This window comes from Pseudomonas sp. B329, from assembly GCF_023127835.1.
GTDB lineage: Bacteria > Pseudomonadota > Gammaproteobacteria > Pseudomonadales > Pseudomonadaceae > Aquipseudomonas > Aquipseudomonas synxantha_A.
In genome coordinates, this window is sequence record NZ_SPKP01000015.1 from 89,505 (window position 1) to 115,433 (window position 25,929).

The 25,929-nt window shown below is 58.7% G+C and carries 25 protein-coding genes; 18 read left to right on the plus strand and 7 right to left on the minus strand.

All coding sequences use genetic code 11. The features are described 5' to 3' along the window. Window positions 1-45 precede the first annotated feature (45 nt). Window positions 46-225 carry a hypothetical protein gene (locus tag E4P00_RS10120; RefSeq protein ID WP_005785279.1) on the plus strand — a complete coding sequence of 60 codons (180 nt, stop codon included), beginning with the start codon at window positions 46-48 and terminating at the stop codon, window positions 223-225. Window positions 226-307: 82 nt separating this feature from the next. On the opposite strand, the gene E4P00_RS10125 is transcribed toward E4P00_RS10120, so the two are convergent. From E4P00_RS10125 to E4P00_RS10135, 3 genes are all read right to left on the minus strand, one after another. Then, window positions 308-940 carry a response regulator transcription factor gene (locus tag E4P00_RS10125; protein ID WP_005785278.1) on the minus strand — a complete coding sequence of 211 codons (633 nt, stop codon included), beginning with the start codon at window positions 938-940 and terminating at the stop codon, window positions 308-310. A gap of 632 nt (window positions 941-1,572) precedes the next feature. Then, entirely contained in the window at window positions 1,573-2,790 is a 1,218-nt protein-coding gene (locus E4P00_RS10130; RefSeq protein ID WP_005785276.1) for an argininosuccinate synthase, read from the minus strand. Between the two features lie 128 nt (window positions 2,791-2,918). After that, complete coding sequence (locus E4P00_RS10135; RefSeq protein WP_032877528.1) at window positions 2,919-3,827, minus strand: OmpA family protein; 909 nt, start codon at window positions 3,825-3,827, stop codon at window positions 2,919-2,921. 156 nt (window positions 3,828-3,983) lie between these two features. Between E4P00_RS10135 and pyrC the strand changes: the two genes are divergently transcribed. Together pyrC and rnt are read left to right on the plus strand one after the other, a co-directional pair. Further along, a complete protein-coding gene (gene pyrC / locus E4P00_RS10140; protein ID WP_005785273.1) occupies window positions 3,984-5,030 on the plus strand; it encodes a dihydroorotase in 1,047 nt (348 codons plus the stop codon). Continuing rightward, complete coding sequence (rnt, locus tag E4P00_RS10145) at window positions 5,027-5,698, plus strand: ribonuclease T (RefSeq protein ID WP_005785271.1); 672 nt, start codon at window positions 5,027-5,029, stop codon at window positions 5,696-5,698. Before pyrC ends, rnt begins: the two co-directional genes overlap by 4 nt. A gap of 68 nt (window positions 5,699-5,766) precedes the next feature. Here rnt and E4P00_RS10150 read toward each other — a convergent pair whose 3' ends face one another. Then, a complete protein-coding gene (locus E4P00_RS10150) occupies window positions 5,767-6,369 on the minus strand; it encodes a peroxiredoxin (protein WP_003172097.1) in 603 nt (200 codons plus the stop codon). Between the two features lie 244 nt (window positions 6,370-6,613). Between E4P00_RS10150 and E4P00_RS10155 the strand changes: the two genes are divergently transcribed. Together E4P00_RS10155 and bfr are read left to right on the plus strand one after the other, a co-directional pair. Continuing rightward, on the plus strand, window positions 6,614-6,832 hold the full coding sequence (locus tag E4P00_RS10155) for a bacterioferritin-associated ferredoxin (protein WP_005785268.1): 219 nt from the start codon (window positions 6,614-6,616) through the stop codon (window positions 6,830-6,832). Window positions 6,833-7,032: 200 nt separating this feature from the next. Next, window positions 7,033-7,503, plus strand: a complete 471-nt coding sequence (bfr, locus tag E4P00_RS10160; protein ID WP_005785266.1) for a bacterioferritin — start codon at window positions 7,033-7,035, stop codon at window positions 7,501-7,503. Between the two features lie 61 nt (window positions 7,504-7,564). Here the strand turns inward: bfr and grxD are convergent, their stop codons facing one another. Beyond that, entirely contained in the window at window positions 7,565-7,903 is a 339-nt protein-coding gene (grxD, locus tag E4P00_RS10165; RefSeq protein WP_005785264.1) for a Grx4 family monothiol glutaredoxin, read from the minus strand. An 86-nt stretch (window positions 7,904-7,989) separates the two neighbouring features. Continuing rightward, window positions 7,990-10,098, minus strand: a complete 2,109-nt coding sequence (locus E4P00_RS10170; protein ID WP_248131334.1) for a molybdopterin oxidoreductase family protein — start codon at window positions 10,096-10,098, stop codon at window positions 7,990-7,992. Between the two features lie 434 nt (window positions 10,099-10,532). On the opposite strand from E4P00_RS10170, the gene argF reads away from it, so the two are divergent. Together argF and E4P00_RS10180 are read left to right on the plus strand one after the other, a co-directional pair. Next, window positions 10,533-11,453: an ornithine carbamoyltransferase gene (gene argF / locus E4P00_RS10175; protein WP_057701405.1), complete on the plus strand. Its 921-nt coding sequence runs from the start codon at window positions 10,533-10,535 to the stop codon at window positions 11,451-11,453. Continuing rightward, window positions 11,450-12,493, plus strand: coding sequence for an ABC transporter ATP-binding protein (locus E4P00_RS10180; protein ID WP_248131336.1), 1,044 nt, complete (start codon window positions 11,450-11,452; stop codon window positions 12,491-12,493). The genes argF and E4P00_RS10180 overlap by 4 nt, the downstream gene beginning before the upstream one ends. A 61-nt stretch (window positions 12,494-12,554) precedes the next feature. On the opposite strand, the gene ybaK is transcribed toward E4P00_RS10180, so the two are convergent. Further along, a complete protein-coding gene (gene ybaK, locus E4P00_RS10185) occupies window positions 12,555-13,025 on the minus strand; it encodes a Cys-tRNA(Pro) deacylase (protein WP_005785257.1) in 471 nt (156 codons plus the stop codon). 327 nt (window positions 13,026-13,352) lie between these two features. Between ybaK and E4P00_RS10190 the strand changes: the two genes are divergently transcribed. The 11 genes from E4P00_RS10190 (at window position 13,353) to E4P00_RS10240 (ending at window position 25,808) form a co-directional block, all read left to right on the plus strand. Next, window positions 13,353-14,207 (plus strand): MIP/aquaporin family protein, encoded by an 855-nt coding sequence (locus tag E4P00_RS10190; protein WP_032877537.1) that lies wholly within the window; start codon window positions 13,353-13,355, stop codon window positions 14,205-14,207. A 76-nt stretch (window positions 14,208-14,283) separates the two neighbouring features. Further along, a complete protein-coding gene (gene glpK / locus E4P00_RS10195; RefSeq protein ID WP_005785253.1) occupies window positions 14,284-15,789 on the plus strand; it encodes a glycerol kinase GlpK in 1,506 nt (501 codons plus the stop codon). A gap of 73 nt (window positions 15,790-15,862) precedes the next feature. After that, on the plus strand, window positions 15,863-16,618 hold the full coding sequence (locus tag E4P00_RS10200) for a DeoR/GlpR family transcriptional regulator (protein WP_003188962.1): 756 nt from the start codon (window positions 15,863-15,865) through the stop codon (window positions 16,616-16,618). 276 nt (window positions 16,619-16,894) lie between these two features. Further along, window positions 16,895-18,433 (plus strand): glycerol-3-phosphate dehydrogenase, encoded by a 1,539-nt coding sequence (gene glpD / locus E4P00_RS10205; protein ID WP_248131338.1) that lies wholly within the window; start codon window positions 16,895-16,897, stop codon window positions 18,431-18,433. Window positions 18,434-18,795: 362 nt separating this feature from the next. Then, window positions 18,796-19,722, plus strand: coding sequence for a glutamate/aspartate ABC transporter substrate-binding protein (locus tag E4P00_RS10210; RefSeq protein WP_005785249.1), 927 nt, complete (start codon window positions 18,796-18,798; stop codon window positions 19,720-19,722). A 193-nt stretch (window positions 19,723-19,915) separates the two neighbouring features. Beyond that, window positions 19,916-20,662 carry an amino acid ABC transporter permease gene (locus E4P00_RS10215; RefSeq protein WP_005785247.1) on the plus strand — a complete coding sequence of 249 codons (747 nt, stop codon included), beginning with the start codon at window positions 19,916-19,918 and terminating at the stop codon, window positions 20,660-20,662. Next, complete coding sequence (locus E4P00_RS10220; protein WP_003188954.1) at window positions 20,662-21,333, plus strand: ABC transporter permease subunit; 672 nt, start codon at window positions 20,662-20,664, stop codon at window positions 21,331-21,333. The genes E4P00_RS10215 and E4P00_RS10220 overlap by 1 nt, the downstream gene beginning before the upstream one ends. Beyond that, window positions 21,330-22,064, plus strand: coding sequence for an amino acid ABC transporter ATP-binding protein (locus E4P00_RS10225; protein WP_003188952.1), 735 nt, complete (start codon window positions 21,330-21,332; stop codon window positions 22,062-22,064). Before E4P00_RS10220 ends, E4P00_RS10225 begins: the two co-directional genes overlap by 4 nt. A 170-nt stretch (window positions 22,065-22,234) precedes the next feature. Then, window positions 22,235-24,136: a sensor histidine kinase gene (locus tag E4P00_RS10230; protein WP_032877539.1), complete on the plus strand. Its 1,902-nt coding sequence runs from the start codon at window positions 22,235-22,237 to the stop codon at window positions 24,134-24,136. Continuing rightward, window positions 24,133-25,470, plus strand: coding sequence for a sigma-54 dependent transcriptional regulator (locus E4P00_RS10235; protein ID WP_282443207.1), 1,338 nt, complete (start codon window positions 24,133-24,135; stop codon window positions 25,468-25,470). The genes E4P00_RS10230 and E4P00_RS10235 overlap by 4 nt, the downstream gene beginning before the upstream one ends. Then, window positions 25,470-25,808, plus strand: a complete 339-nt coding sequence (locus E4P00_RS10240) for a GlpM family protein (RefSeq protein ID WP_034118321.1) — start codon at window positions 25,470-25,472, stop codon at window positions 25,806-25,808. Before E4P00_RS10235 ends, E4P00_RS10240 begins: the two co-directional genes overlap by 1 nt. Window positions 25,809-25,929: the final 121 nt, after the last annotated feature.

The following is a 25,929-nucleotide window of genomic DNA, read 5'->3' on the forward strand; positions in this document are numbered from 1 at the left end:
CGCTATAAGGAGCCCCAATGGCAGTCTTAGCCCGGAGTTAATCTTATGAGCGCTGGCAAAGAACAACTGGAAGTGGAAGACGACCTCGCTGAGTCGGATGAGGACGCGGTAGAGACACCTGTAGAGGTAGCCAAGACCAATTTGAGCAAACGTCGCACTATCGACAATCTTCTGGAAGAGCGACGCTTGCAAAAACAGCTGGCCGATTACGACTTCGATCTGTGATCGATGCGTGAACGACCGGAAGCCTCCCTGACGGAGGCTTTTTTCTGCCGGATACACGGGTTTTGAGCGGTGCAACGTCCTCCTACACCAAGCCGTTGCGCTGGGCCAACTCGATCAGGTCCACAAGGGAGCGGGCATTGAGCTTGAGTAGCAGGCGAGTCTTGTAGGTACTGACGGTTTTGTTACTGAGGAACATGCCGTCGGCAATCTCCTTGTTGGTTTTGCCACGTGCCAGTTGCTGCAGCACCATCATCTCTCGCCCCGACAAGCGTTCAACCATTTCAGCTTCGCTGGCGTTGCCCATGGTTGAACGCACTGAATTGAGCGCCTGGTTCGGGAAGTAGCTGTAGCCGGAGAGCACCGCCTTGATGGCGCTCAACAACTCGGTAAGATCCTGCTGCTTGCAGACATAGCCGGCCGCCCCTGCCTGCATGCAGCGCATGGAAAAATGGCCAGGGGCCTGGGACGTCAGCACCAGCACCTTGAACGATATGGCTTGCTTGGTTGAAGCCAACCGGCAAATCACCTCCAGGCCGTCGAGCTTGGGGATTCCGATATCCAGTATCACAATATCCGGCATGTGTTCCCGTGCAAGTTGCAACGCATCGACACCGTTATCGGTCTCGGCAACGACCTCATAACCATGACGCTCCATTAGCATGCGCACAGCAAGACGAATGACGGGATGATCATCCACGATCAGCACTTTATTCATGAGAAAGTCCAATTTCGCTGTTCGAATTATTTAGAGCAAACACAATAGCCTAGTCGATTACTAGTTGGCATAGCATTCCACCCCGAGCAACGGCAGGGAGAGACCCAACCCACAGGAAGATAGGAATTAGCCTACAAAAAATCGCAAACTTAGATGTATAGGGCTTTATGGATGCTTTCAGACTTTTCTCGACGCGCACATATTTTGAGTGAAATGTCCTTGGCATAAGCCTATGAAGGTAAACGCACCGCACAAGACTTTCAGGAAATACCCCTTGCCTGGAGCCTGTCTGCACGCAGAACGACAAGGAAAGCCCGTCTGTATTAGTTCCATTTAACATATTTATAGATTTCCATAATTCCTACAGAAAATTCAACGAATAACCTCGCTATTGCAGTTACATGAGTGAATTTTCTGTCAGACATAGTTCCTCAGCAGATGTAAAAAATCATTCAGCGTTAAAAACAAAACGCAAAAAAGTAAAACAACCAGTAAAGTTTCAGAAAAAACACACTCAAGCACCCGCTAAACACTGATAAACATCATTGCCCTATTTATGTTCATCCAATAATAAACAAGCAAAAAAAATGGCCCCTTGGATAAGGGGCCATTTTTCACAACCGAGGCAACACTCAGAACAACGAGCGCCCCTTGTTGGCAGCAATCCGCATACGCAGGGCGTTCAGCTTGATGAAGCCCGCCGCATCCGCCTGGTTATAGGCGCCACCGTCTTCTTCAAACGTCGCAATGTTGGAGTCGAACAGCGACTCATCGGATTTACGACCCGTGACGATCACGTTGCCCTTGTAGAGTTTCAGGCGCACAACGCCGTTCACGTGGGCCTGGGAGGCGTCGATCATCTGTTGCAGCATCAGACGCTCAGGGCTCCACCAGTAACCGGTGTAGATCAGGCTGGCGTACTTGGGCATCAGCTCGTCTTTAAGGTGGGCGACTTCACGGTCCAGGGTAATGGATTCGATGGCACGGTGAGCACGCAGCATGATGGTGCCGCCCGGGGTTTCATAGCAGCCGCGGGACTTCATGCCCACATAGCGGTTCTCGACGATGTCGAGACGGCCGATACCATGCTGGCCACCGATACGGTTGAGGGTCGCCAGCACGGTGGCCGGAGACATTTCAACGCCGTCCAACGCGACGATGTCGCCGTTGCGGTAAGTCAGTTCCAGATACTGTGGCTTGTCTGGAGCGTTCTCCGGGGAGACGGTCCATTTCCACATGTCTTCTTCGTGCTCAGTCCAGGTGTCTTCCAGCACGCCGCCCTCATAGGAGATGTGCAGCAGGTTGGCGTCCATCGAGTACGGCGACTTCTTCTTGCCATGACGCTCGATCGGGATCGCGTGCTTTTCAGCGTAATCCATCAGCTTTTCACGGGAGAGCAGGTCCCATTCACGCCAAGGGGCGATCACTTTTACCCCTGGCTTGAGTGCATAGGCACCCAGTTCGAAACGCACCTGGTCGTTGCCCTTGCCAGTGGCGCCGTGGGAAATGGCATCAGCGCCGGTTTCGTTGGCGATCTCGATCAGACGTTTGGCGATCAGCGGACGTGCGATGGAGGTACCCAGCAGGTACTCACCTTCGTAGACAGTGTTGGCGCGAAACATCGGGAATACGAAATCGCGGACGAACTCTTCGCGCAGGTCGTCAATGTAGATCTCTTTCACGCCCATGGCTTGCGCCTTGGCACGTGCAGGTTCGACCTCTTCGCCCTGACCCAGGTCAGCGGTGAAGGTCACCACCTCACAGTTATAAGTATCCTGCAGCCACTTGAGGATCACCGAAGTGTCCAGGCCGCCGGAATACGCGAGAACGACCTTGTTTACGTCGGCCATGCCATCACTCCACGGGGTTGTACGGAAAGGCAACGATTCTACCGATCAAAACCGCGAAATTACAGGGGCGCGACAGCAAATGAAGATAAAGCGACAGATTATGTCGAGTGGGCGACCGATGGTCGCACCTACGAGGTAGCCGCCGGGTTGCTCGGTACCGTGGCTTGGGATGCCGGTTTCTCGGGGGCAGCGACCCGCTCAAGCTGGATATTCACACGGCGGTTGCGGGCGCGGTTGGCGGCACTGGTGTTGGGTGCCAGAGGGTAGCTCTCGCCGTGGAAACGCAGGGTGATCTGCGATTCCTGAATGCCATTGGCCTTGAAGTAATCCATCACCGCCAGGGCGCGGCGGCGCGAGACGTCGCGATTGGTCAGGCGATTGCCACTGTTATCCGAGTGGCCGTTCAACTCGACATGATTGACGGTAGGGTCGGCCTTCATGAACGCAAGAATCACAGACAGCTTCTTCCTGGCGGCAGCGTCCAGCTCAATGCCGCCACCGGGGAATCCGACTTCAGTCTGCTTGACCTGATCGTAATTCATGGGCAACAGCTTGGCAGTGCACGACTGATAGTCGCTGTAAGCCTTGCTGAACCTCACCGGCAGCAGACGCACCTCCGAGTACCCGCCCTCGCGCGCGTAATGCCGTACGGTCGGGCTGCGCCCCTCAAGCAATCCAGTGAACAGGCGCCCGGCCTGGGCCTGGGAGCTATTGAACAGTACGTCGCCACTGCCGACACGTACCGCCCCGAGGTTGATATCGCCTCGGCCCGGCTGCCAGGGCGCAGCGGCGGCCAACAAGGTTGCCGAGCCTGCGCCAAACGCACCGTTATAGGCTTTCAGGCGAAACGTCGCCTGCTCGCCGGCCCGGCGCACGAACTCCCCGGAACCAAAGTCGGTGATCGGCTGCGTCAGGCGGCACTCGAACTGGTCGCCCTCTACCTTCCACTCAATATTCTCCAGACGGGTCTGGAACGTGAGGGCCATAGCGGGCAGGCTGGCGAACACACTGAGCAGGGCTAGATAATGCTGGCGCACGGGAGGCTCCACTGGTTTCTACAACACTTCAAAGCGTCATACATCGTTAGGGCATACCCGGGGATATCGGTCGCATCCGGCAAAACTTGATAGCGAGTGCCTGCAAGAGTCTTTTCCGGTAGCATTCCCACCAGATTGACCCGCCTGGAATCCCCAATGTCCGACCGCCTGACCCTGCTGCGTCCCGACGACTGGCATATTCATCTTCGCGATGGTGCTGCGTTACCCCAAACCGTGGCCGATGTGGCGCGCACGTTTGGCCGTGCCATCATCATGCCTAACCTGGTACCTCCGGTGCGCAATGCCGCAGAAGCCGACGCCTATCGCCAGCGTATTCTCGCTGCACGACCGGCCGGCAGCCGCTTTGAACCGTTGATGGTGCTCTACCTGACCGACCGCACCCAGCCTGAAGAGATTCGCCAGGCCAAGGCTAGCGGCTTCGTCCACGCTGCCAAGCTCTATCCGGCCGGCGCGACCACCAACTCTGATTCCGGCGTGACCAGTATCGACAAGATCCTGCCGGCGATCGAAGCCATGGCCGAAGTTGGTATGCCGTTGCTGATCCATGGGGAAGTGACCCGTGGCGATGTGGATGTTTTCGATCGCGAGAAAATCTTCATCGACGAACACATGCGTCGTGTGGTCGAGTTGTTCCCGACTTTAAAGGTAGTGTTCGAGCACATCACCACCGCCGATGCCGTGCAGTTCGTCACCGAAGCTTCGGCTAACGTTGGCGCGACCATCACCGCTCACCACCTGCTCTACAACCGCAACCACATGTTGGTGGGCGGAATTCGGCCGCACTTCTATTGCCTGCCGATCCTCAAGCGCAACACTCACCAGGTGGCACTGCTGGATGCCGCCACCAGCGGCAGCCCGAAGTTCTTCCTGGGCACCGACTCGGCGCCCCACGCCCAGCACGCCAAGGAAGCCGCATGCGGTTGTGCCGGATGCTACACGGCGTTTGCCGCCATCGAGCTGTATGCCGAAGCATTCGAACAGCGCAATGCCCTGGACAAACTCGAAGGTTTTGCCAGCCTCAATGGTCCGCGTTTCTACGGCCTGCCGGCGAATACCGACCGCATTACCCTGGTCCGTGAAGATTGGACCGCCCCCGCCAGCCTGCCGTTTGGCGAGCTGACCGTTATCCCGCTGCGCGCCGGTGAAACACTGCGCTGGCGCCTGCTGGAGGAAAGCAAGTGAGTGAAGACCATTACGATGACGAACAAGAGCACAGTGGCGGCGGCTCGCGCCACCCGATGGCCGAGCGTTTTCGCGGTTATCTGCCGGTTGTCATCGACGTAGAAACCGGTGGCTTCAACTGCGCCACCGACGCCCTGCTGGAAATCGCCGCAACCACCATCGGCATGGACGAACAGGGTTTCGTGTTCCCGGAACACACCCACTTCTTCCGTGTCGAGCCGTTCGAAGGCGCCAATATCGAAGCCGCGGCCCTGGAGTTCACCGGGATCAAGCTCGACCACCCGCTGCGCATGGCCGTCAGTGAAGAAGCAGCACTGACCGATATCTTCCGTGGCGTGCGCAAGGCGCTGAAGGCCAATGGCTGCAAACGCGCGATCCTGGTCGGCCATAACAGCAGCTTCGACCTGGGCTTCCTGAATGCCGCCGTGGCGCGCCTGGACATGAAGCGCAACCCGTTTCACCCGTTCTCAAGCTTCGACACTGCCACCCTTGCAGGCCTGGCGTATGGCCAGACCGTACTGGCCAAAGCCTGCCAGGCAGCGGGTATCGACTTTGATGGTCGTGAAGCCCACTCGGCCCGCTACGATACCGAAAAGACCGCCGACCTGTTCTGTGGCATCGTCAACCGCTGGAAACAGATGGGTGGCTGGGAAGACTTCAACGACTGAGCCTGCACCGCCCCTCCCATAAAAAAACCGGCCTTTTCAGGCCGGTTTTTTTGTACCTCGACGCAGGCTTACAGCTTGCCGGCGTTCTCGGTCAGGTAAGCGGCAACGCCTTCTGGCGAAGCGTTCATGCCTTTGTCGCCTTTTTTCCAGTTGGCAGGGCAGACTTCACCGTGCTCTTCGTGGAATTGCAGGGCGTCAACCAGGCGGATCAGCTCTTCCATGTTACGGCCCAGCGGCAGGTCGTTGATGATCTGCGAACGCACGACGCCCTTGTCGTCGATCAGGAACGCGCCACGGAAAGCGACGCCGCCTTCAGACTCAACGTCGTAGGCCTTGGCGATGTCGTGCTTCATGTCGGCAGCCATGGTGTATTTGACTTTGCCGATGCCGCCGTCGTTGATGGCGGTGTTGCGCCAGGCGTTGTGGGTGAAATGGGAGTCGATGGACACGGCAACCACTTCTACGTTGCGCGCCTTGAAATCGTCCATGCGGTGGTCCAGGGCGATCAGCTCCGAAGGGCAGACGAAAGTGAAGTCCAGCGGGTAGAAGAATACCAGGCCGTATTTGCCTTTGATGGCTTCAGACAGTTTGAAGCTGTCTACGATTTCGCCATTGCCGAGGACGGCTGGAACGTCAAAATCCGGGGCTTGTTTACCGACGAGTACGCTCATTGGATATCTCCTGATATAGGGGGTGACGATTGAAGTAAAAGGACCGGTCGAGTCTGCCTGTGGAAGCAGACAGAAATATGACGCAATCACGCTTCGTGAAGACCGACCATCATACACCGAAAAAACCGTTCGTCAGCGCACGGGCAATTCCTCTCGGATTGCTGCTGAAACTATTTTGACAATCATTCTCGTTAACATTAAGATCCATCGCACTTAAGCCATAAACCCGCGACGGTTCTCACTTATGTATGTCTGCCTCTGCACTGGCGTCACCGACGGACAAATCCGCGAAGCGATCTACGAAGGTTGCTGCAGCTACAAAGAAGTGCGTGAAACCACGGGCGTTGCCAGCCAGTGCGGCAAATGCGCCTGCCTCGCCAAGCAAGTGGTACGGGAAACCCTGACGCAGCTGCAAACAGCCCAGGCCGCGATCCCCTACTCGACAGAATTTACACACGCCTGATAGGCATGTTTTAAAGAGCCGGACCTTGTGTCCGGTTTTTTTATGCCTGTAATTCAATTAGTTAGCGCCAAGACGCGGAACACAAACATTCTTATTCCGATTAATTTTCATTTATTATTCAATAACTTAGGTTTGACACTGGGATTTTCACCGCTCAGACTCCCCCTTATACACAGCTATTACAGGGCAGGACCCCAGTCATGAAAGGCGACATCTCAGTCATCCAGCAACTCAACAAAATCCTTGCCAATGAACTGGTCGCGATCAATCAGTACTTCCTGCATGCGCGCATGTACGACGATTGGGGCCTGGAAAAGCTCGGCAAGCGTGAATACAAAGAATCGATCAAGGCCATGAAGGACGCCGACGCGCTGATCAAGCGCATCCTGTTCCTGGAAGGTCTGCCGAACGTGCAGGACCTGGGCAAGCTGAACATCGGCGAGCACACTCAGGAAATGATCGGCAGTGACCTGGGCTTTGAGCGCAAAAGCCACAGCGACATCAAGGCAGCGATTGCCCACTGTGAGACCAAAGGCGATTTCGGCAGCCGTGAGCTGCTGGAAGACATCCTGGAAGACCAGGAAGAGCATATCGACTGGCTGGAAACCCAGTTGGGCCTGATAGACAAGGTCAGCCTGGAGAACTACCTGCAATCGCAGATGGGTGAATAACCCCTACATACAAAAAAGCCCCGCTCTCGTCAGAGAAGCGGGGCTTTTTATTGCAGGTCAATCAAGCTTCAGTCTTGGCTGCCGCTTTTTCCGCTGCGTCTTTGATCAGCGCTTGCAGCGAACCATCGGCTGCCATTTCAGTGATGATATCGCTGCCGCCAACCAGCTCACCGGCTACCCACAGTTGCGGGAAAGTCGGCCAGTTAGCGTATTTAGGCAGGTTGGCGCGAATTTCCGGATTCTGCAGGATATCCACGTAGGCGAACTTCTCGCCACACGCCATGATGGCCTGGGAGGCTTTTGCGGAAAAACCGCACTGAGGAGCGTTAGGCGCGCCCTTCATGTAGAGCAGAATGGTGTTGTTGGCAATCTGGTCTTTGATCGTTTCGATGATATCCATGGAACACCTCGGCTGGAACTTTGCGACTCACAGGTCGGCACGGTGGCGCATTGTAACGCAAAATCCCAGCGCAGTGCTCGGGCACCTCACGCAGCCGCCACTTGCACCGGCACCCCATTGAGCGCCGCATTACCCGATAACTCATCCAGTTGCCGCTCGTCGGTCAAGTCATTCGCACTCGCACCCGGCTGGCCGCTTGCGATGCTCATCTGCACGCCCGGACGATCATGACCCCAACCGTGAGGCAGGCTGACCACACCCGGCATCATGTCCGTGCTGGCCACGACTTCCACTTCGATCATGCCGATGCGCGAACTCACTCGCACTCGCTGACCATCGCTCAACTGCCGACTGGCCAGATCGTCGGGGTGCATCAACAGTTGATGGCGCGGCTTGCCCTTCACCAGTCGGTGATAGTTATGCATCCACGAATTATTGCTGCGCACATGACGGCGACCAATCAGCAGCAGTTCGTCCACCGCAGGCACCGGTTGCGCGGCAAAACGCGACAGGTCCGCCAGGATCACCGGCGGTGCCGCCTGCACCTTGCCATCGGCGGTTTTCAGCCGCGCGCCCAGGTTTGGCTGGAGCGGGCCCAGGTCTACGCCGTGGGGGTGATCGGCCAGCATCGCCACCGACAGCTTATGTACAGACGCATCACCATAAATGCCGGCGCGCAGCCCGAAATCGATCATTTGCGCGGGCGGCATTGTGGGTTTGAGTGACACGCCGGTCTGCGCCGCAAAGGCTTTGGCCAAGCCGACGAAAATTTCCCAATCGTGCAGCGCGCCTGCGGGTTTGGGCAGGATCGCGCGGTTGAAGCGCGTGACGTTGCGCACCGCGAACATGTTGAAGGTGGTGTCGTAGTGGTCATTTTCCAATGCCGATGTGGACGGCAGGATCAGGTCGGCATAACGCGTGGTTTCGTTGATGTAGAGATCGACACTGACCATGAACTCCAACCCATCCAGCGCCTGCTCCAGTTGACGGCCATTGGGCGTCGACAGGACCGGGTTGCCGGCCACCGTCACCAGGGCACGGATTTGCCCTTCACCTTCGGTGAGCATTTCTTCGGCCAAGGCTGACACCGGCAGTTCCCCGCCGTACTCGGGACGCCCGGACACGCGGCTCTGCCAGCGATTGAAATGCCCACCGCCAGTCGACGCCACCAGGTCCACCGCTGGTGTGGTGCACAACGCACCTCCCACCCGATCCAGGTTGCCGGTCACCAGGTTGATCAACTGCACCAGCCAATGACACAACGTGCCGAACGCCTGGGTCGAGACGCCCATGCGTCCGTAGCACACCGCTTTATCGGCGGCCGCAAAATCTCGCGCCAATTGACGGATCTGCTCGGCAGGCACTGCACATTGGCGGCTCATGGCCTCGGCGCTAAAGTTGGCGATCTCCCGGCGTACGTCGTCCAGGCCTTCAACCGGCAAATGGCTGGCGCGGGTCAGCCCTTCAGCAAACAGGGTGTTGAGCACCCCGAACAACAACGCCGCATCACCGCCGGGGCGTACGAACAAATGCTGATCGGCAATCGCCGCCGTCTCGCTGCGTCGAGGGTCGACCACCACCACTTTACCGCCCCGTGCCTGGATGGCTTTGAGGCGTTTCTCCACATCGGGCACGGTCATGATGCTGCCATTGGACGCCAGCGGGTTGCCACCCAGAATCAGCATGAAGTCGGTGTGGTCGATGTCCGGGATCGGCAGCAGCAAGCCATGGCCGTACATCAGGTGACTGGTCAGATGGTGGGGCAACTGGTCGACGGAGGTTGCAGAGAACCGGTTGCGCGTCTTCAAAAGGCCAAGAAAATAATTGCTGTGCGTCATCAGCCCATAGTTGTGCACGCTGGGGTTGCCTTGGTAAACCGCCACCGCGTTCTGGCCATGCCGGGCCTGGATACCCGCAAGGCGTTCGGCTACAAGCGCAAAGGCACTTTCCCATGAGATCGGCTGCCATTCGTTGCCAACCCGCAGCATGGGCTGGTGCAAGCGGTCCGGGTCATTCTGGATATCCTGCAGCGCTACGGCCTTGGGGCAGATGTGTCCGCGGCTGAAGCTGTCCAGGGGGTCGCCCTTGATCGAGGTGATCGCCAGGCGACCGTCTTCGGCTTGAGTCGTTTCCAGGGTCAGGCCGCAGATGGCTTCGCACAGATGGCAGGCACGGTGATGGAGAGTCTTGGTCATGGCCAGTCTCTTTATAAGGGCTTTGGCCCAACTATGGCCCGCGACCGCCCAGGGCGCCAGCAACCTTCGCGCTGTGAATCGACGGGCATAGGCAAAGGCATGGCTAACCATGAGCAAATGTTTCAGAAGCCTCCCGCGCACCGACTAAAACCGACACAACCTGGCCTGGGCCCGCCCCCGCGCATTGCAAAAGGTCTCGGCGCCAGTGTACAAATGGCCCGCTGCTGTCAGGAAATCGTCTTCAAACGCGCGTCAGCGCCCTGCTTGAACACTCTTAAAAACCGTAGCCCTATTGGTAAGACGCGACATTTAATGTCAATATCGCGCCTTCCCCTATTTCGTCGCCCCGTGCGGCTTTCGCCGCAGGTCTCGCCCGTTGTCACAATAAACAAGGCTTTGAGTATCTGCGGTCTGTTGCAAAAAGGTAGTTAATGATGAGCGCAAGGCACTTTCTCTCCCTGATGGATTGCACGCCCGAAGAGCTGGTCAGCGTGATCCGTCGAGGCATTGAGCTTAAAGACCTGCGTAACCGCGGCGTACTGTTTGAGCCCTTGAAAAACCGTGTACTGGGGATGATCTTCGAGAAGTCCTCGACTCGTACACGCCTGTCTTTCGAAGCCGGCATGATCCAGCTGGGTGGCCAGGCGATCTTCCTGTCCCCGCGTGATACCCAACTGGGCCGTGGCGAGCCGATCAGCGATTGCGCCATCGTCATGTCGCGGATGCTCGATGCCGTAATGATCCGTACCTTCGCCCACAGCACCCTGACCGAATTTGCCGCCAACTCGCGCGTGCCGGTGATCAACGGGCTGTCCGACGACCTGCACCCCTGCCAGTTGCTGGCCGACATGCAAACCTTCCTTGAACACCGCGGTTCGATCCAGGGCAAGACCGTGGCCTGGATCGGTGACGGCAACAACATGTGCAACAGCTATATAGAAGCGGCGATCCAGTTCGACTTCCACCTGCGTATCGCTTGCCCTGAAGGCTACGAGCCGAGCGCCGAGTTCATGGCCAAGGCCGATGGCCGCGTGCAGTTGCTGCGTGATCCGAAGGATGCGGTGGTCGGCGCACACCTGGTCAGCACCGACGTCTGGACCTCTATGGGCCAGGAAGACGAAACGGCCAAGCGCCTGGCCCAGTTCGCACCTTTCCAGGTGACACGTGCCCTGCTCGATACCGCAGCGCCGGACGTACTGTTCATGCACTGCCTGCCTGCTCACCGAGGTGAGGAAATCAGCCTCGACCTGCTCGATGACCCACGCTCTGTCGCCTGGGACCAGGCCGAAAACCGCCTGCATGCGCAAAAAGCCTTGCTCGAGTTTCTCGTCCCACCGTCGTACCACCACGCATGAGCCAGCCATTACTGCTGAACCTGCGCAATCTGGCATGCGGCTATCAAGATCAACGGGTGGTGCAGAACCTCAACCTGCACCTCAATGCCGGCGACATCGGTTGCCTGCTTGGCTCGTCCGGTTGCGGCAAGACCACCACCTTGCGCGCCATTGCCGGCTTTGAACCGGTACACGAAGGCGAAATCAGCTTGGCGGGCGAAGTCATCTCCAGTGCAGGTTTTACCCTGGCACCGGAGAAACGGCGTATTGGCATGGTGTTCCAGGACTACGCACTGTTCCCGCATTTGAGCGTGGCAGACAACATCGTCTTTGGTATTCGCAAACATCCGCAAAAGGATCGTGTGGTCGCCGAGCTGCTGGAACTGGTCAACCTCAAGAATCTGGGCAAGCGCTTCCCTCATGAGCTTTCCGGTGGCCAGCAACAACGCGTCGCGCTCGCCCGCGCCCTGGCGCCAGAGCCGCAACTGTTGCTATTGGATGAACCCTTTTCCAACCTCGATGGCGAATTGCGCCGCAAGCTCAGCCATGAAGTGCGCGACATCCTCAAGGCACGCGGCACCAGTGCGATCCTGGTGACCCACGACCAGGAAGAAGCCTTTGCGGTCAGCGACCATGTCGGCGTGTTCAAGGAAGGTCGTCTGGAGCAATGGGACACGCCCTACAACCTTTACCACGAACCGCAGACGCCCTATGTCGCCAGCTTTATCGGGCAGGGTTACTTCATTCGAGGTCGCTTGAACTCACCGGAGTCAGTGAGCACCGAACTGGGAGACCTGCGCGGCAATCGCGCCTATACTTGGCCCACAGGTAGCGCGGTGGATGTATTGCTACGCCCGGACGACATCGTCTACGCGCCGGACAGCGCATTGAAAGCCCGGATCGTCGGCAAGACGTTCCAGGGCGCCTCGACCTTGTACCGGTTGCAACTGCCAACGGGCGCTCAGCTGGAATCGATTTTCCCCAGCCATGTTGATCAACAGATGGGGACGGACGTGGGGATTCGAGTGGCGGCCGAGCATCTGGTGCTGTTCCAGGCGTAAGCGGTTATACATGGGGAGTGGGCAAGCCCCCTCCCCCATTAGATCTCCACAGGGCTGATCATCAGGCCCGGCCGATGGCCGCGAATTTGGCTTGGGTATGTTCAGCCAGCACCGCGGCGGGCAATTCCACCTCCAGCCCTCGCCTCCCGGCACTGACAAAAATCGTTGCAAAGGGTTGCGCAGTTTCGTCGATAAACGTGCGCAAGCGCTTCTTCTGCCCCAGCGGGCTGATACCGCCCAACAGATAGCCAGTAGACCGCTGCGCTGCCGCCGGGTCTGCCATTTCGACCTTTTTTACGCCAGCCGCATGGGCAAGCGCCTTCAAGTCCAGACTTCCGACGACCGGCACCACCGCCACCAACAATTCTCCCTTCTCGCTGCTCGCCAATAACGTCTTGAACACCTGCGCCGGGTCGAGGCCCAATTTCTCCGCAGCTTCCAGACCATACGACGCCGCCTTGGGGTCATGTTCATAACTGTGAATGCGATGTTCGGCGCGAACTTTTTTCAACAAATCCAGTGCGGGCGTCATGGCGTCTCCGGCAGGGAAAACAGGTGCCCAATTCTAGGCCAAGCGCCGGCAAAACGCTCTAGTCCAAGCACTGCTGGGTCACAAGCTCGGTATAAAGGGCGTGATCATTCACCAGACCAATAGTTCGAAAGTGACCAATGGTTCACTTTCGACCTTTGACAGCGGTCATTCTTGTCTATATTTTTTCGTTTCCGAATACTGTAGGAATAGTCCATCAGTGCTCCAGCAGTAAGCCGCGGCTAAGGATGGGGATCCTCGTCACGGTGAAAATCGCGCAACCGCCCGTTGAGGCAGTGCGCCAGACAAGAACAACAACTGAGGTTTTCCATGACAACTGCTCTTCAACAGCCTTCACTTTCGAGCCAATGCATGGCCGAGTTCCTGGGCACTGCGCTGCTGATCTTCTTCGGTACCGGTTGCGTCGCTGCGCTCAAGGTCGCGGGTGCTAGCTTTGGGTTATGGGAAATCAGCATCATCTGGGGGATCGGTGTCAGCATGGCGATCTACCTGAGTGCCGGTATATCCGGGGCTCACCTCAACCCGGCGGTAAGTATCGCCCTGTGCCTTTTTGCCGACTTCGAAAAACGCAAACTGCCCTTCTATATTCTCGCCCAGGTCGCCGGCGCATTCTGCTCCGCCGCACTGGTGTACACGCTCTACAGCAATCTTTTTTTCGATTACGAACAAACCCACCAGATGGTCCGTGGCTCCCAGGCCAGCCTGGAACTGGCGTCGGTGTTCTCCACCTACCCCCATGCATTGCTGAGCACGGCCCAGGCATTCCTGGTGGAAATGGTCATCACCGCAATATTGATGGGCGTGATCATGGCCCTCACCGACGACAACAACGGCCTGCCTCGCGGCCCACTGGCCCCGCTGCTGATCGGTTTATTGATCGCCGTGATTGGTAGCGCCATGGGCCCGCTGACCGGCTTTGCGATGAACCCGGCACGGGACTTCGGGCCCAAGCTGATGACCTTTTTCGCCGGCTGGGGTGAAATGGCCTTTACTGGCGGTCGCGATATTCCTTACTTCCTGGTACCGATATTCGCCCCGATTGTCGGTGCTTGCCTCGGTGCTGCCGCCTATCGCGGGCTGATCGCTCGCCACCTGCCGAGTGCAGCACCTGCTATAGCTGAAACACCTGACACGGCTGTCGACGGCAAGACTCGTATTTCCTGAAAGCGCCAGCCTGGTCCCCTGCCCTTCACGGCCCAGGCTGATTTCTGACTTCCTTATTTCGTTCAAGGCAATTGACATGACCGACCTTCAGAATAAGAACTACATCATTGCCCTCGATCAGGGCACCACCAGTTCGCGGGCGATCATCTTCGATCGCGACGCCAACGTGGTGTGCACCGCGCAACGTGAATTCGTCCAACACTACCCGCAGGCCGGCTGGGTTGAGCATGACCCGATGGAAATCTTCGCCACCCAAAGCGCGGTGATGGTAGAGGCGCTGGCCCAGGCCGGCTTGCACCATGATCAGGTTGCCGCCATCGGTATCACCAACCAGCGTGAAACCACCGTGGTCTGGGATAAAATCACCGGTCGCCCGATCTACAACGCCATCGTCTGGCAGTGCCGACGCAGCACCGAAATTTGCCAGCAACTCAAGCGCGACGGCCATGAGCAGTACATCAGCGACACTACCGGTCTGGTTACCGACCCGTACTTCTCCGGCACCAAGCTCAAGTGGATCCTCGACAACGTCGAAGGCAGCCGCGAACGTGCGCGCAATGGCGAGCTGTTGTTCGGCACCGTCGACAGCTGGCTGATCTGGAAATTTACCGGCGGCAAGACCCACGTCACCGACTACACCAACGCGTCGCGCACCATGCTCTTTAACATCCACACGCTGGAGTGGGATGCGAAGATGCTGGAGATTCTCGACATCCCGCGGGAAATGCTTCCCGAAGTGAAGTCGTCCTCCGAAATCTACGGCCGCACCAAAAGTGGCATCGCCATTGGCGGTATTGCCGGTGACCAGCAGGCCGCGCTGTTCGGCCAGATGTGCGTCGAAGCCGGCCAGGCCAAGAACACCTATGGCACCGGTTGCTTCCTGCTGATGAACACCGGCGACAAGGCGGTGAAATCCAAGCACGGCATGCTCACCACCATCGCCTGCGGCCCCCGCGGTGAAGTGGCCTACGCCCTGGAAGGTGCGGTATTCAATGGCGGCTCCACCGTGCAATGGCTGCGTGACGAGCTGAAAATCATCAACGACGCCCACGACACCGAATACTTCGCCGGCAAGGTCAAGGACAGCAACGGCGTGTATCTGGTACCCGCCTTTACCGGCCTGGGCGCACCGTACTGGGACCCGTATGCCCGTGGCGCGCTGTTCGGCCTGACACGAGGCGTACGCGTAGACCACATCATTCGTGCGGCGCTGGAGTCGATTGCCTACCAGACCCGCGATGTACTCGATGCCATGCAACAGGACTCGGGCGAACGCCTCAAGGCCCTGCGCGTGGACGGTGGTGCGGTCGCCAACAACTTCCTGATGCAATTTCAGGCCGACATCCTCGGCACTCAGGTCGAACGCCCACAAATGCGCGAGACCACTGCCCTCGGCGCCGCCTACCTGGCGGGCCTGGCGTGTGGCTTCTGGGGCAGCCTGGAGGAGTTGCGTGGCAAGGCGGTGATCGAGCGCGAGTTCGAACCACAGCTGGATGAAGCGGCCAAAGAGAAACTCTACGCCGGCTGGCAAAAAGCGGTGAGCCGCACCCGTGACTGGGAACCGCACGAAGGCGCTGAATAAGGTTGTAACTGGCAGGGAGCGGATTCCTGCGTCATCATGGGCCACTTTTGTATGGCAGCCCAAAGGACGCCCCATGAATCTGCCTCCCCGCCAACAACAAATCCTCGAACTGGTCCGCGAACGCGGCTACGTTAGTATCGAGGAAATGGCGCAGCTATTCGTTGTCACCCCGCAAACCATCCGCCGCGATATCAACCAACTGGCGGACGCCAATCTGCTGCGCCGCTACCACGGCGGCGCGGCCTATGACTCCAGTGTCGAGAACACCGCGTACGCCATGCGGGCCGATCAGATGCGTGACGAGAAGCAACGCATCGGCGAAGCCATCGCCGCTCAGATTCCCGATCATGCCTCGCTGTTCATCAACATCGGCACCACCACCGAATCCATCGCTCGTGCGCTGCTCAATCACAGCCACCTGAAAATCATCACCAATAACCTCAACGTCGCCACCATGCTCAGTGCCAAGGACGACTTCGATGTGTTGCTGACCGGCGGCAACGTGCGCCGCGATGGCGGCGTGGTGGGCCAGGCCAGTGTCGATTTCATCAATCAGTTCAAGGTCGACTTTGCCCTGGTCGGTATCAGCGGGATCGACGAGGACGGCAGCCTGCTGGACTTCGATTACCAGGAGGTACGGGTTTCCCAGGCCATCATCGCCAATGCGCGGCAGGTGATCCTGGCGGCGGACTCCAGCAAATTCGGGCGCAATGCCATGATTCGCCTGGGGCCGATCAGCCTTGTGGATTGCCTGGTGACTGATCAACAGCCAGTGCCAGCATTGGTGCAAGTGTTGAATGAGCATAAGGTGCGGCTCGAGGTCGTGTAGCGCCTGCACTGCCGCCATCGGGAGCAAGCCCCCTCCCACATTTTGAGCTGTGAACACATACCAAAGTGGGAGGGGGCTTGCTCCCGATGGCGATCTATCCAGCACTCAACCTCTTGAGTCTTCCCCCGACTCATGTTCACAAATTTTCCTTTTCCTGCCCTTCGATGAGTTTTTTCAATCGAAGTCAGCTGGCTGTGCCCGCATTTATCAGCTACCATTTTCGCAAATGAACATTAATGTTCGAATTCCAAGACGAAAAGATCGCGAGGCTAGCCGATGAACCCTTCCACCTTGCCTGCTCCACCGCTTGCCGAAGTCTATGACGTTGCCGTGATTGGCGGCGGGATCAACGGCGTCGGCATTGCAGCAGACGCAGCCGGGCGCGGTTTGTCGGTATTCCTTTGCGAAAAGGATGACTTGGCCAGCCACACGTCTTCGGCCAGCAGCAAGCTGATCCACGGTGGTCTGCGTTATCTGGAACATTACGAATTCCGCCTGGTGCGTGAAGCCCTCGCCGAGCGTGAAGTACTGCTGGCCAAGGCCCCGCACATCGTCAAGCAAATGCGCTTCGTACTGCCACACCGCCCGCACCTGCGCCCGGCGTGGATGATTCGTGCCGGTCTGTTCCTTTATGACCACTTGGGCAAGCGCGAAAAGCTGGCAGGTTCCAAAAGCCTCAAGTTCGGCGCCGACAGCCCGCTCAAAAGCGAAATCACCAAGGGCTTTGAATACTCCGACTGCTGGGTCGACGACGCCCGCCTGGTGGTACTCAACGCCATGGCTGCCCGCGAAAAAGGCGCGCACATCCACACGCAGACCCGTTGCGTCAGCGCCAAGCGCAGCAACGGCATGTGGGAAATGAACATGGAACGTGCCGACGGCAGCCTGTTCTCGATCCGCGCACGCGCGCTGGTGAATGCCGCCGGCCCGTGGGTAGCCAAATTCATCAGGGACGACCTGAAGCTGGATTCGCCTTACGGCATCCGCTTGATCCAGGGCAGCCACCTGATCGTGCCAAGACTGTACGAGGGCGCCCACGCGCATATCCTGCAGAACGAAGACCAACGCATCGTCTTCACCATTCCGTACCTGAACCACCTGACCATCATCGGCACCACCGACCGCGAATACACGGGCGACCCGGCCGCAGTTGCGATTACCGAAGGTGAAACCGACTACATGCTCAAAGTGGTCAACGCGCACTTCAAGAAGCAGCTGAGCCGCGAGGATATCGTCCACACGTATTCCGGCGTGCGCCCACTGTGCAATGACGAGTCGGACAACCCATCGGCCATTACGCGTGACTACACCCTGTCGCTGTCCGGCGGCTCCGGCGAAGCGCCGATCCTGTCGGTATTCGGCGGCAAGCTGACCACCTATCGCAAGCTGGCCGAATCGGCCATGGCCCAACTGGCGCCGTACTTTACCCAGATGCGCCCAAGCTGGACCGCCACCGCCAGCCTGCCCGGCGGCGAAAACATGAGCACGCCTGAAGCGCTGGCCGAAGCCATCCGCAACAAGTTCGACTGGGTGCCGAGCGAGATCGCCCGTCGCTGGTCCACCACTTATGGCAGCCGCACCTGGCGCCTATTGGAAGGCGTGCAATCGCTGGCCGACCTCGGTGACCACCTGGGTGGCGGCCTGTATACCCGCGAAGTCGACTACCTGTGCGCCGAAGAGTGGGTGACCCAACCGCAGGACGTGCTGTGGCGCCGTACCAAGCTTGGCCTGTTCACCACACCTCAGGAGCAGGAAAACCTGCAGCGTTACCTGTCCAAGGTCGAGCAGAGCCGCAGCAAGATCGAAGCTGCCTGACCGCCCAATTGTAGGAGCGAGCTTGCTCGCGAAAAACCTGAGAGCGCCGCGTTTATTCAGCATAAACGCGGCGTTTTTGCGTTTTTCGCGAGCAAGCTCGCCCCTACGGACTATTCGGTTTTCCGAACACACCCCTCCACCCTATTCGGTTTGCCGGACCTCCGCCTGAAAATATCGCCGAAACAAAAAGTTAATCTCCATATAAATCATGTAGTTACCCTTTTATTTTCGGTATGGCACGACTCATGCTCTACACTCTCTGACGATTACCTGAGGCGCCTTAGGAGCCGTCACGGGCATTCGCTATACAAGAGAGCCGTTCACCTGGCTTCATAAAAAAAACAAATGTCGAGGAAGTATTGATGCGTATCGTTCCCCATATCCTGGGCGCAGCTATCGCTGCTGCTCTGATCAGCACTCCAGTTTTCGCCGCAGAACTCACCGGCACGCTGAAGAAAATCAACGACTCCGGCACCATCACTCTCGCTCACCGCGACAGCTCTATTCCGTTTTCCTACATTGCGGATGGTTCGGGCAAACCCGTGGGCTACTCCCACGACATTCAGTTGGCCGTCGTTGAACAACTGAAAAAAGACCTGAACAAACCCGACCTGAAAGCCAAATACAACCTGGTGACCTCGCAAACCCGTATCCCGTTGATCCAGAACGGCACCGCGGATCTGGAGTGCGGCTCCACCACCAACAACGCCGAACGCGCCCAGCAAGTCGACTTCACCGTCAACATCTTCGAAATCGGCACCCGCCTGCTGGTCAAGAAAGACAAGGAAGGCAAGCCGTCCTACGCTGACTTTGCCGACCTCAAAGGCAAGAACGTCGTGACCACCGCCGGCACCACGTCCGAGCGCATCATCAAGGCGATGAACGCCGACAAGCAGATGGGCATGAACGTTATCTCCGCCAAAGACCACGGCGAATCCTTCCAGATGCTCGAAAGCGGCCGTGCCGTTGCGTTCATGATGGACGACGCGCTGCTGGCCGGCGAAGAAGCCAAGGCCAAGAAGCCGGATGACTGGGTTATCACAGGCACCCCGCAGTCCTTCGAAGCCTATGCTTGCATGGTTCGCAAAGGCGACCCGGACTTCAAGAAAGCCGTGGATGACGCCATTGTCGCCCTGTACAAGTCCGGCGAGATCAACAAGATCTACGCCAAATGGTTCGAAAGCCCAATCCCACCGAAGGGCCTGAACCTGAACTTCCCGATGAGCGACAAGGTCAAGGAGCTGATCGCCAACCCAAGCGACAAACCAGCGCCAGAAGTAAAAATCTGATACCTGACTAAGCTTATCTCCTGAGGGAGCCAACCCTCCCTCAGGCGTCTGTAATTACCTGCTAGCTTCAACTTGGAACACTCGACCTGGCGGTTTTCGAGCCGATCGCGTGTGCCTGGCATTCATTGTCGGGCGGAAAAGGATCTTCCCAAGCGGGTGCTTGTACATCGATCGATCTCGAGGGGAGACCCTAATGAATTACAACTGGGACTGGGGCGTGTTCTTCAAGTCCACCGGCGTGGGCAGCGAGACTTATCTCGACTGGTACATCTCCGGGCTGGGCTGGACCATCGCCATCGCCATCGTGGCATGGATTATCGCCTTGCTGCTGGGCTCCATTCTGGGGGTCATGCGCACGGTGCCAAACCGCCTCGTGTCGGGCATTGCGACCTGCTACGTAGAACTGTTTCGTAACGTGCCGCTGCTGGTTCAGCTGTTCATCTGGTACTTCCTGGTACCGGACATGCTGCCGCAAAACCTGCAGGACTGGTACAAACAAGACCTGAACCCGACCACCTCGGCCTACCTGAGCGTTGTGGTGTGCCTGGGCCTGTTCACCGCCGCCCGTGTGTGTGAGCAAGTACGTACAGGCATCCAGGCGCTGCCACGTGGCCAGGAATCCGCCGCGCGCGCCATGGGCTTCAAGCTGCCGCAGATCTACTGGAACGTGCTGCTGCCCCAGGCGTATCGCATCATCATTCCACCGCTTACCTCCGAATTCCTCAACGTGTTCAAGAACTCCTCCGTGGCGTCCTTGATCGGCTTGATGGAACTGCTGGCGCAAACCAAACAGACCGCCGAGTTTTCGGCCAACCTGTTTGAAGCCTTCACCCTGGCCACGCTGATCTACTTCACCCTGAACATGAGCCTGATGCTGCTGATGCGCGTAGTGGAGAAGAAAGTCGCAGTGCCCGGCCTGATCTCCGTGGGGGGTAAATAATGGACTTCGATTTCAGCGGCATCATCCCCGCCATCCCGGGCCTGTGGAACGGCATGGTCATGACCTTGAAGCTGATGGTCATGGGCGTGGTCGGCGGCATCATCATCGGGACCATCCTGGCCCTGATGCGCTTGTCGTCCAATAAACTGCTGTCGCGTGTGGCCGGCGCCTATGTGAACTACTTCCGCTCGATCCCGCTGCTGCTGGTGATCACCTGGTTCTACCTGGCGGTGCCGTTCGTACTGCGCTGGATCACCGGCGAAGACACGCCGATCGGTGCGTTCACTTCCTGCGTCGTGGCATTCATGATGTTCGAGGCTGCGTACTTCTGCGAAATCGTGCGGGCCGGCGTGCAGTCGATCCCCAAGGGCCAGATGGCAGCGGCACAAGCGATGGGCATGACCTACGGCCAGACCATGCGCCTGATCATCCTGCCCCAGGCGTTCCGCAAGATGACGCCGTTGCTGCTGCAACAGTCGATCATCCTGTTCCAGGACACCTCCCTGGTCTACACCGTGGGCCTGGTGGACTTCCTCAACTCCGCCCGCTCCAACGGCGACATCATCGGCCGCTCCAATGAGTTCCTGATCTTTGCCGGTGTCGTCTACTTCATCATCAGCTTTTCCGCCTCGCTGCTGGTCAAGCGTCTGCAAAAAAGGTTTGCCGTATGATCTCTATCAAGAACATCAACAAGTGGTATGGCGACTTCCAGGTGCTGACCGATTGCAGCACCGAGGTTAAAAAAGGCGAAGTGATCGTGGTGTGCGGGCCCTCCGGCTCGGGCAAGTCCACCCTGATCAAGTGCGTCAACGCGCTGGAACCGTTCCAGAAGGGCGACATTGTGGTCGATGGCACCTCCATCGCCGACCCGAAGACCAACCTGCCAAAACTGCGTTCACGCGTTGGCATGGTGTTCCAGCACTTCGAGCTGTTCCCGCACCTGACTATCACTGAAAACCTGACCATCGCGCAGATCAAGGTGCTGGGCCGCAGCAAGGAAGAAGCCACCAAGAAGGGCCTGCAACTGCTCGACCGCGTGGGCTTGTCGGCACACGCCCACAAGCACCCTGGCCAGCTCTCCGGCGGCCAGCAGCAACGTGTGGCGATTGCCCGCGCCCTGGCCATGGACCCGATCGTCATGCTGTTCGACGAACCGACCTCGGCGCTGGACCCGGAAATGGTCAACGAAGTGCTCGACGTGATGGTGCAACTGGCCCATGAAGGCATGACCATGATGTGCGTGACCCACGAAATGGGCTTCGCCCGCAAAGTGGCCGACCGCGTGATCTTCATGGACGCCGGCAAGATCATCGAAGACTGCCCGAAAGAAGAGTTCTTCGGCGACATCAGCGCACGCTCCGAACGCGCACAGCACTTCCTTGAGAAAATCCTGCAGCACTAAGTACTAAACAGCTCCCACTGTAGGAATATGGCCAATGTGGGAGGGGGCTTGCCCCCGATAGCGGTGGATCAGTGACAGATGTATCGACTGACACACTGCTATCGGGGGCAAGCCCCCTCCCACACTGGATCGCACAGGCTGGCAGCTCTGGTTGACCCAAGGCATCTGTGATGAAATGCGACCCCAATCAATATCGCGCCGCGCCGCCATCACTTGCCGTGAAGCCTCGTCTGATACGCCAACTGTTCCTTCCGCCGTTGATCATCGCCCTGATGATCGGCCTGGGTTATATCGGCTTTTGGGTCAGCGAGTACTATGGCATCCGCACCCTCAGCGACAACGGCGAACGCCAGTTGGAGTTGCACGCCCGCACCGTCGAAAGTGAACTGAGCAAATACACCTATCTGCCCAGCCTGCTGGAGCTGGAGTCCAGCGTGTCGCAATTGCTGGCCGAGCCGAACCAGGAAACCCGCAAAACGGTCAACGACTACCTTGAGGGCCTGAATCGTCGCAGTCGCAGCCGAGCCATCTACGTGATGGACACCACCGGCCGCGTGCTGGCCACCAGTAACTGGCGCGATGCCGACAGTTACCAGGGTGAGGACCTGTCTTTTCGCGCCTATTTCCAGAATGCCGTACGCGGCCAGCCCGGCCGTTTCTACGGTATCGGCAGCACCAACGGCGAACCCGGCTATTACCTGGCCCATGGCCTGGAAGAGCACGGCAAGATCATCGGCGTCGCCGTGGTCAAGGTGCGCCTCGAAGCCCTCGAAGAACGCTGGCAGCGCGCCCGTCTCGAGGCGTTCGTGAGCGACGAGAACGGCATCATCATTCTGTCCAGTGACCCGGCGCGCCGCCTCAAGGCTGTACGCCCGCTGAGCGATGACACCAAGGATCGCCTGGCCCACAGCCTGCAATATTACTGGGCGACGCTCAATGAACTGCAACCCCTGGCCCGCGAGCGCCTGAACGAAGGCACCGAGAAACTGACCTTCCCGGCCAATTCGGAAGTGGTCAACGACCAGCACGCCGTCAGCTACCTGGCGCAAACCCGACCGCTCAACGACACGCCGTGGAATTTCACCCTGCTCACCCCGCTCAATGATCTGCGTCGTGCCGCGATCAATCAGGGCATCCTGGTGGCAGTTGCCTTCGGCCTTGTCGCCTTCCTGCTGATTGCCTGGAACGAGCGACGCAAGGTCATCGCCACCCGCCTCGCCGCTCGGGAAGCCCTGCAGGAAGCCAACAGCCAACTGGAGCGGCGGATCGCCGAACGCACCGCCGACCTGCGCGCCAGTAACGAACGGCTCAAGGGCCAGATCCGCGAACGGCGCCAGGCCGAAGAGACCCTGCGCCGCGCCCAGGACGAACTGGTGCAGGCCGGCAAACTCGCCGCCATCGGCCAGATGTCCACCAGCATCGCCCACGAGTTGAACCAGCCGCTGGCCGCGCTGCGCACCCTGTCCGGCAATACCGTGCGCTTCCTTGAGCGCGGCGCCCTGGACACCGCCAGCACCAACCTCAAGACCATCAACGAACTGATCGACCGCATGGGCCGTATCACCGCCAGCCTGCGCTCGTTCGCCCGGCGCGGCGATGACCAGGGCGAAGCCAGCCTGGGCAAGGCCGTGGACGCTGCGTTCCAGGTGCTGGGCGCACGCCTGGACGGTTTGCCACTGACCTTGCACCGCGACTTCGCACCCGCCCAGTTGCAGATCGACCAGACACGCCTGGAACAGATTCTGGTCAACCTGATCGGTAATGCTCTGGACGCGATGCAGACGCAACCGGCGCCGCAATTGTGGTTGGAGGGCCAGAGTACCGAGGGCAAATACCGCCTGCTGGTACGCGACAATGGTCACGGCATCGCCCCTGAGGCACGCAAGCATTTGTTCGAACCCTTCTTCACCACCAAGCCCGGCGAACAAGGCCTGGGCCTGGGCCTGACCCTGTCCGCGAGCCTCGCAGCCGCGACCGGTGGCAGCCTGGCCGTGGAACACCCGGCCGGTGGTGGTACTGCCTTTGTCCTTAACCTGCCGCTGGCGGGCGCTAAAAAAGTTGAGTCGACATGAATACTGATCCTCAAGACCTGACCGTGCTGATCGTCGAAGATGATCCCCACGTGCTGCTCGGTTGCCAACAGGCCCTGGCGCTGGAAGACATCCACAGCGTCGGCGTGGGCAGCGCCGAAGAAGCGCTCAAACGTATCGGCGAAAACTTTGCCGGCATCGTCATCAGCGATATTCGCCTGCCGGGCATCGATGGTCTGGAGCTGCTGACCCGCCTCAAGGCGTTGGATAAAAGCCTGCCGGTGGTCCTGATTACCGGGCATGGCGATATTTCCATGGCCGTCGGCGCCATGCGCAACGGCGCCTACGATTTCATGGAAAAACCCTTCTCTCCCGAGCGCCTGGTCGACGTTGCCCGTCGCGCCCTGGAGCAGCGTGGGCTGGCGCGAGAGGTCTGGTCACTGCGCCGCCAGTTGGCCGAGCGTGATTCGCTGGAAGGCCGCATCATTGGCCGCTCGCCGGCGATGCAGAACCTGCGCGAGCTGATCGCCAACGTCGCCGACACGTCGGCCAACGTGCTGATCGAAGGTGAGACTGGCACTGGCAAGGAGCTGGTTGCCCGTTGCCTGCATGATTTCAGCCGACGCCACTCCCATCAGTTCGTCGCCTTGAACTGCGGGGGCCTGCCGGAAAACCTGTTCGAAAGCGAAATTTTCGGCCACGAGGCCAATGCCTTCACCGGCGCCGGCAAACGCCGCATCGGCAAGATCGAACACGCCCACCAAGGCACGCTGTTCCTCGATGAAGTGGAAAGTATGCCGATCAACCTGCAGATCAAACTGCTGCGGGTGCTGCAGGAACGCACCCTGGAGCGCCTGGGTTCGAACCAGAGCGTGGCAGTGGATTGCCGGGTAATCGCTGCCACCAAGTCCGACCTCGACGAACTGAGCCGCGCCAACCAGTTCCGCAGCGACCTGTACTACCGCCTCAACGTGGTCACCCTGGAACTGCCGCCTTTGCGCGAGCGGCGCGAAGACATCCTGCAACTGTTCGAACACTTCCTGCAGCAATCGTCGCTGCGCTTCGACCGGGCGGTGCCGGAGCTGGACAACCAGACCTTGTCGAGCCTGATGAGCCACGACTGGCCGGGCAACGTGCGTGAACTGCGCAACGTCGCCGAACGTTTTGCCCTGGGGCTGCCCGCCTTCAAGAAAAGCGGCGCCAGCAGCGGCAACCATGGCCTGGCCTTTACCGAAGCGGTAGAAGCCTTTGAGCGCAACCTGCTGGTGGACGCCCTGCAGCGTAGCGGCGGCAACCTGACCCAGGCCAGCCAGGAATTGGGCATGGCCAAGACAACGCTGTTCGACAAGGTCAAGAAATACGGGTTGAGCCACTGATGGATCTGTTCTTGAAGGCCGCACTTGGCGCGGCGGTGGTGCTGATCCTGGCGGCACTGGCCAAGACCAAAAACTATTACATCGCAGGCTTGGTGCCACTGTTTCCGACCTTCGCGCTGATCGCCCACTACATCGTCGGCAAAGGGCGTTCGGTGGAGGATTTGAAGACCACCATCGTGTTCGGGATGTGGTCGATCATTCCGTACTTCGTGTACCTGGCGACCTTGTATGTGATGGTCGATCGGATGCGGCTGGAGGCATCACTGGCAGTGGCTGCCGTGGCCTGGTTGATGGCCGCCTCGATCCTTGTCAGCATCTGGGTTCGCCTCCACTCCTGACTCAACTCGGTAAGAAATGTGGGAGGGGGCTTGCTCCCGATAGCGGTGGATCAGGGAAATATGTACTGACTGACACACCGTTATCGGGAGCAAGCCCCCTCCCACATTTTTTAGCTACGCA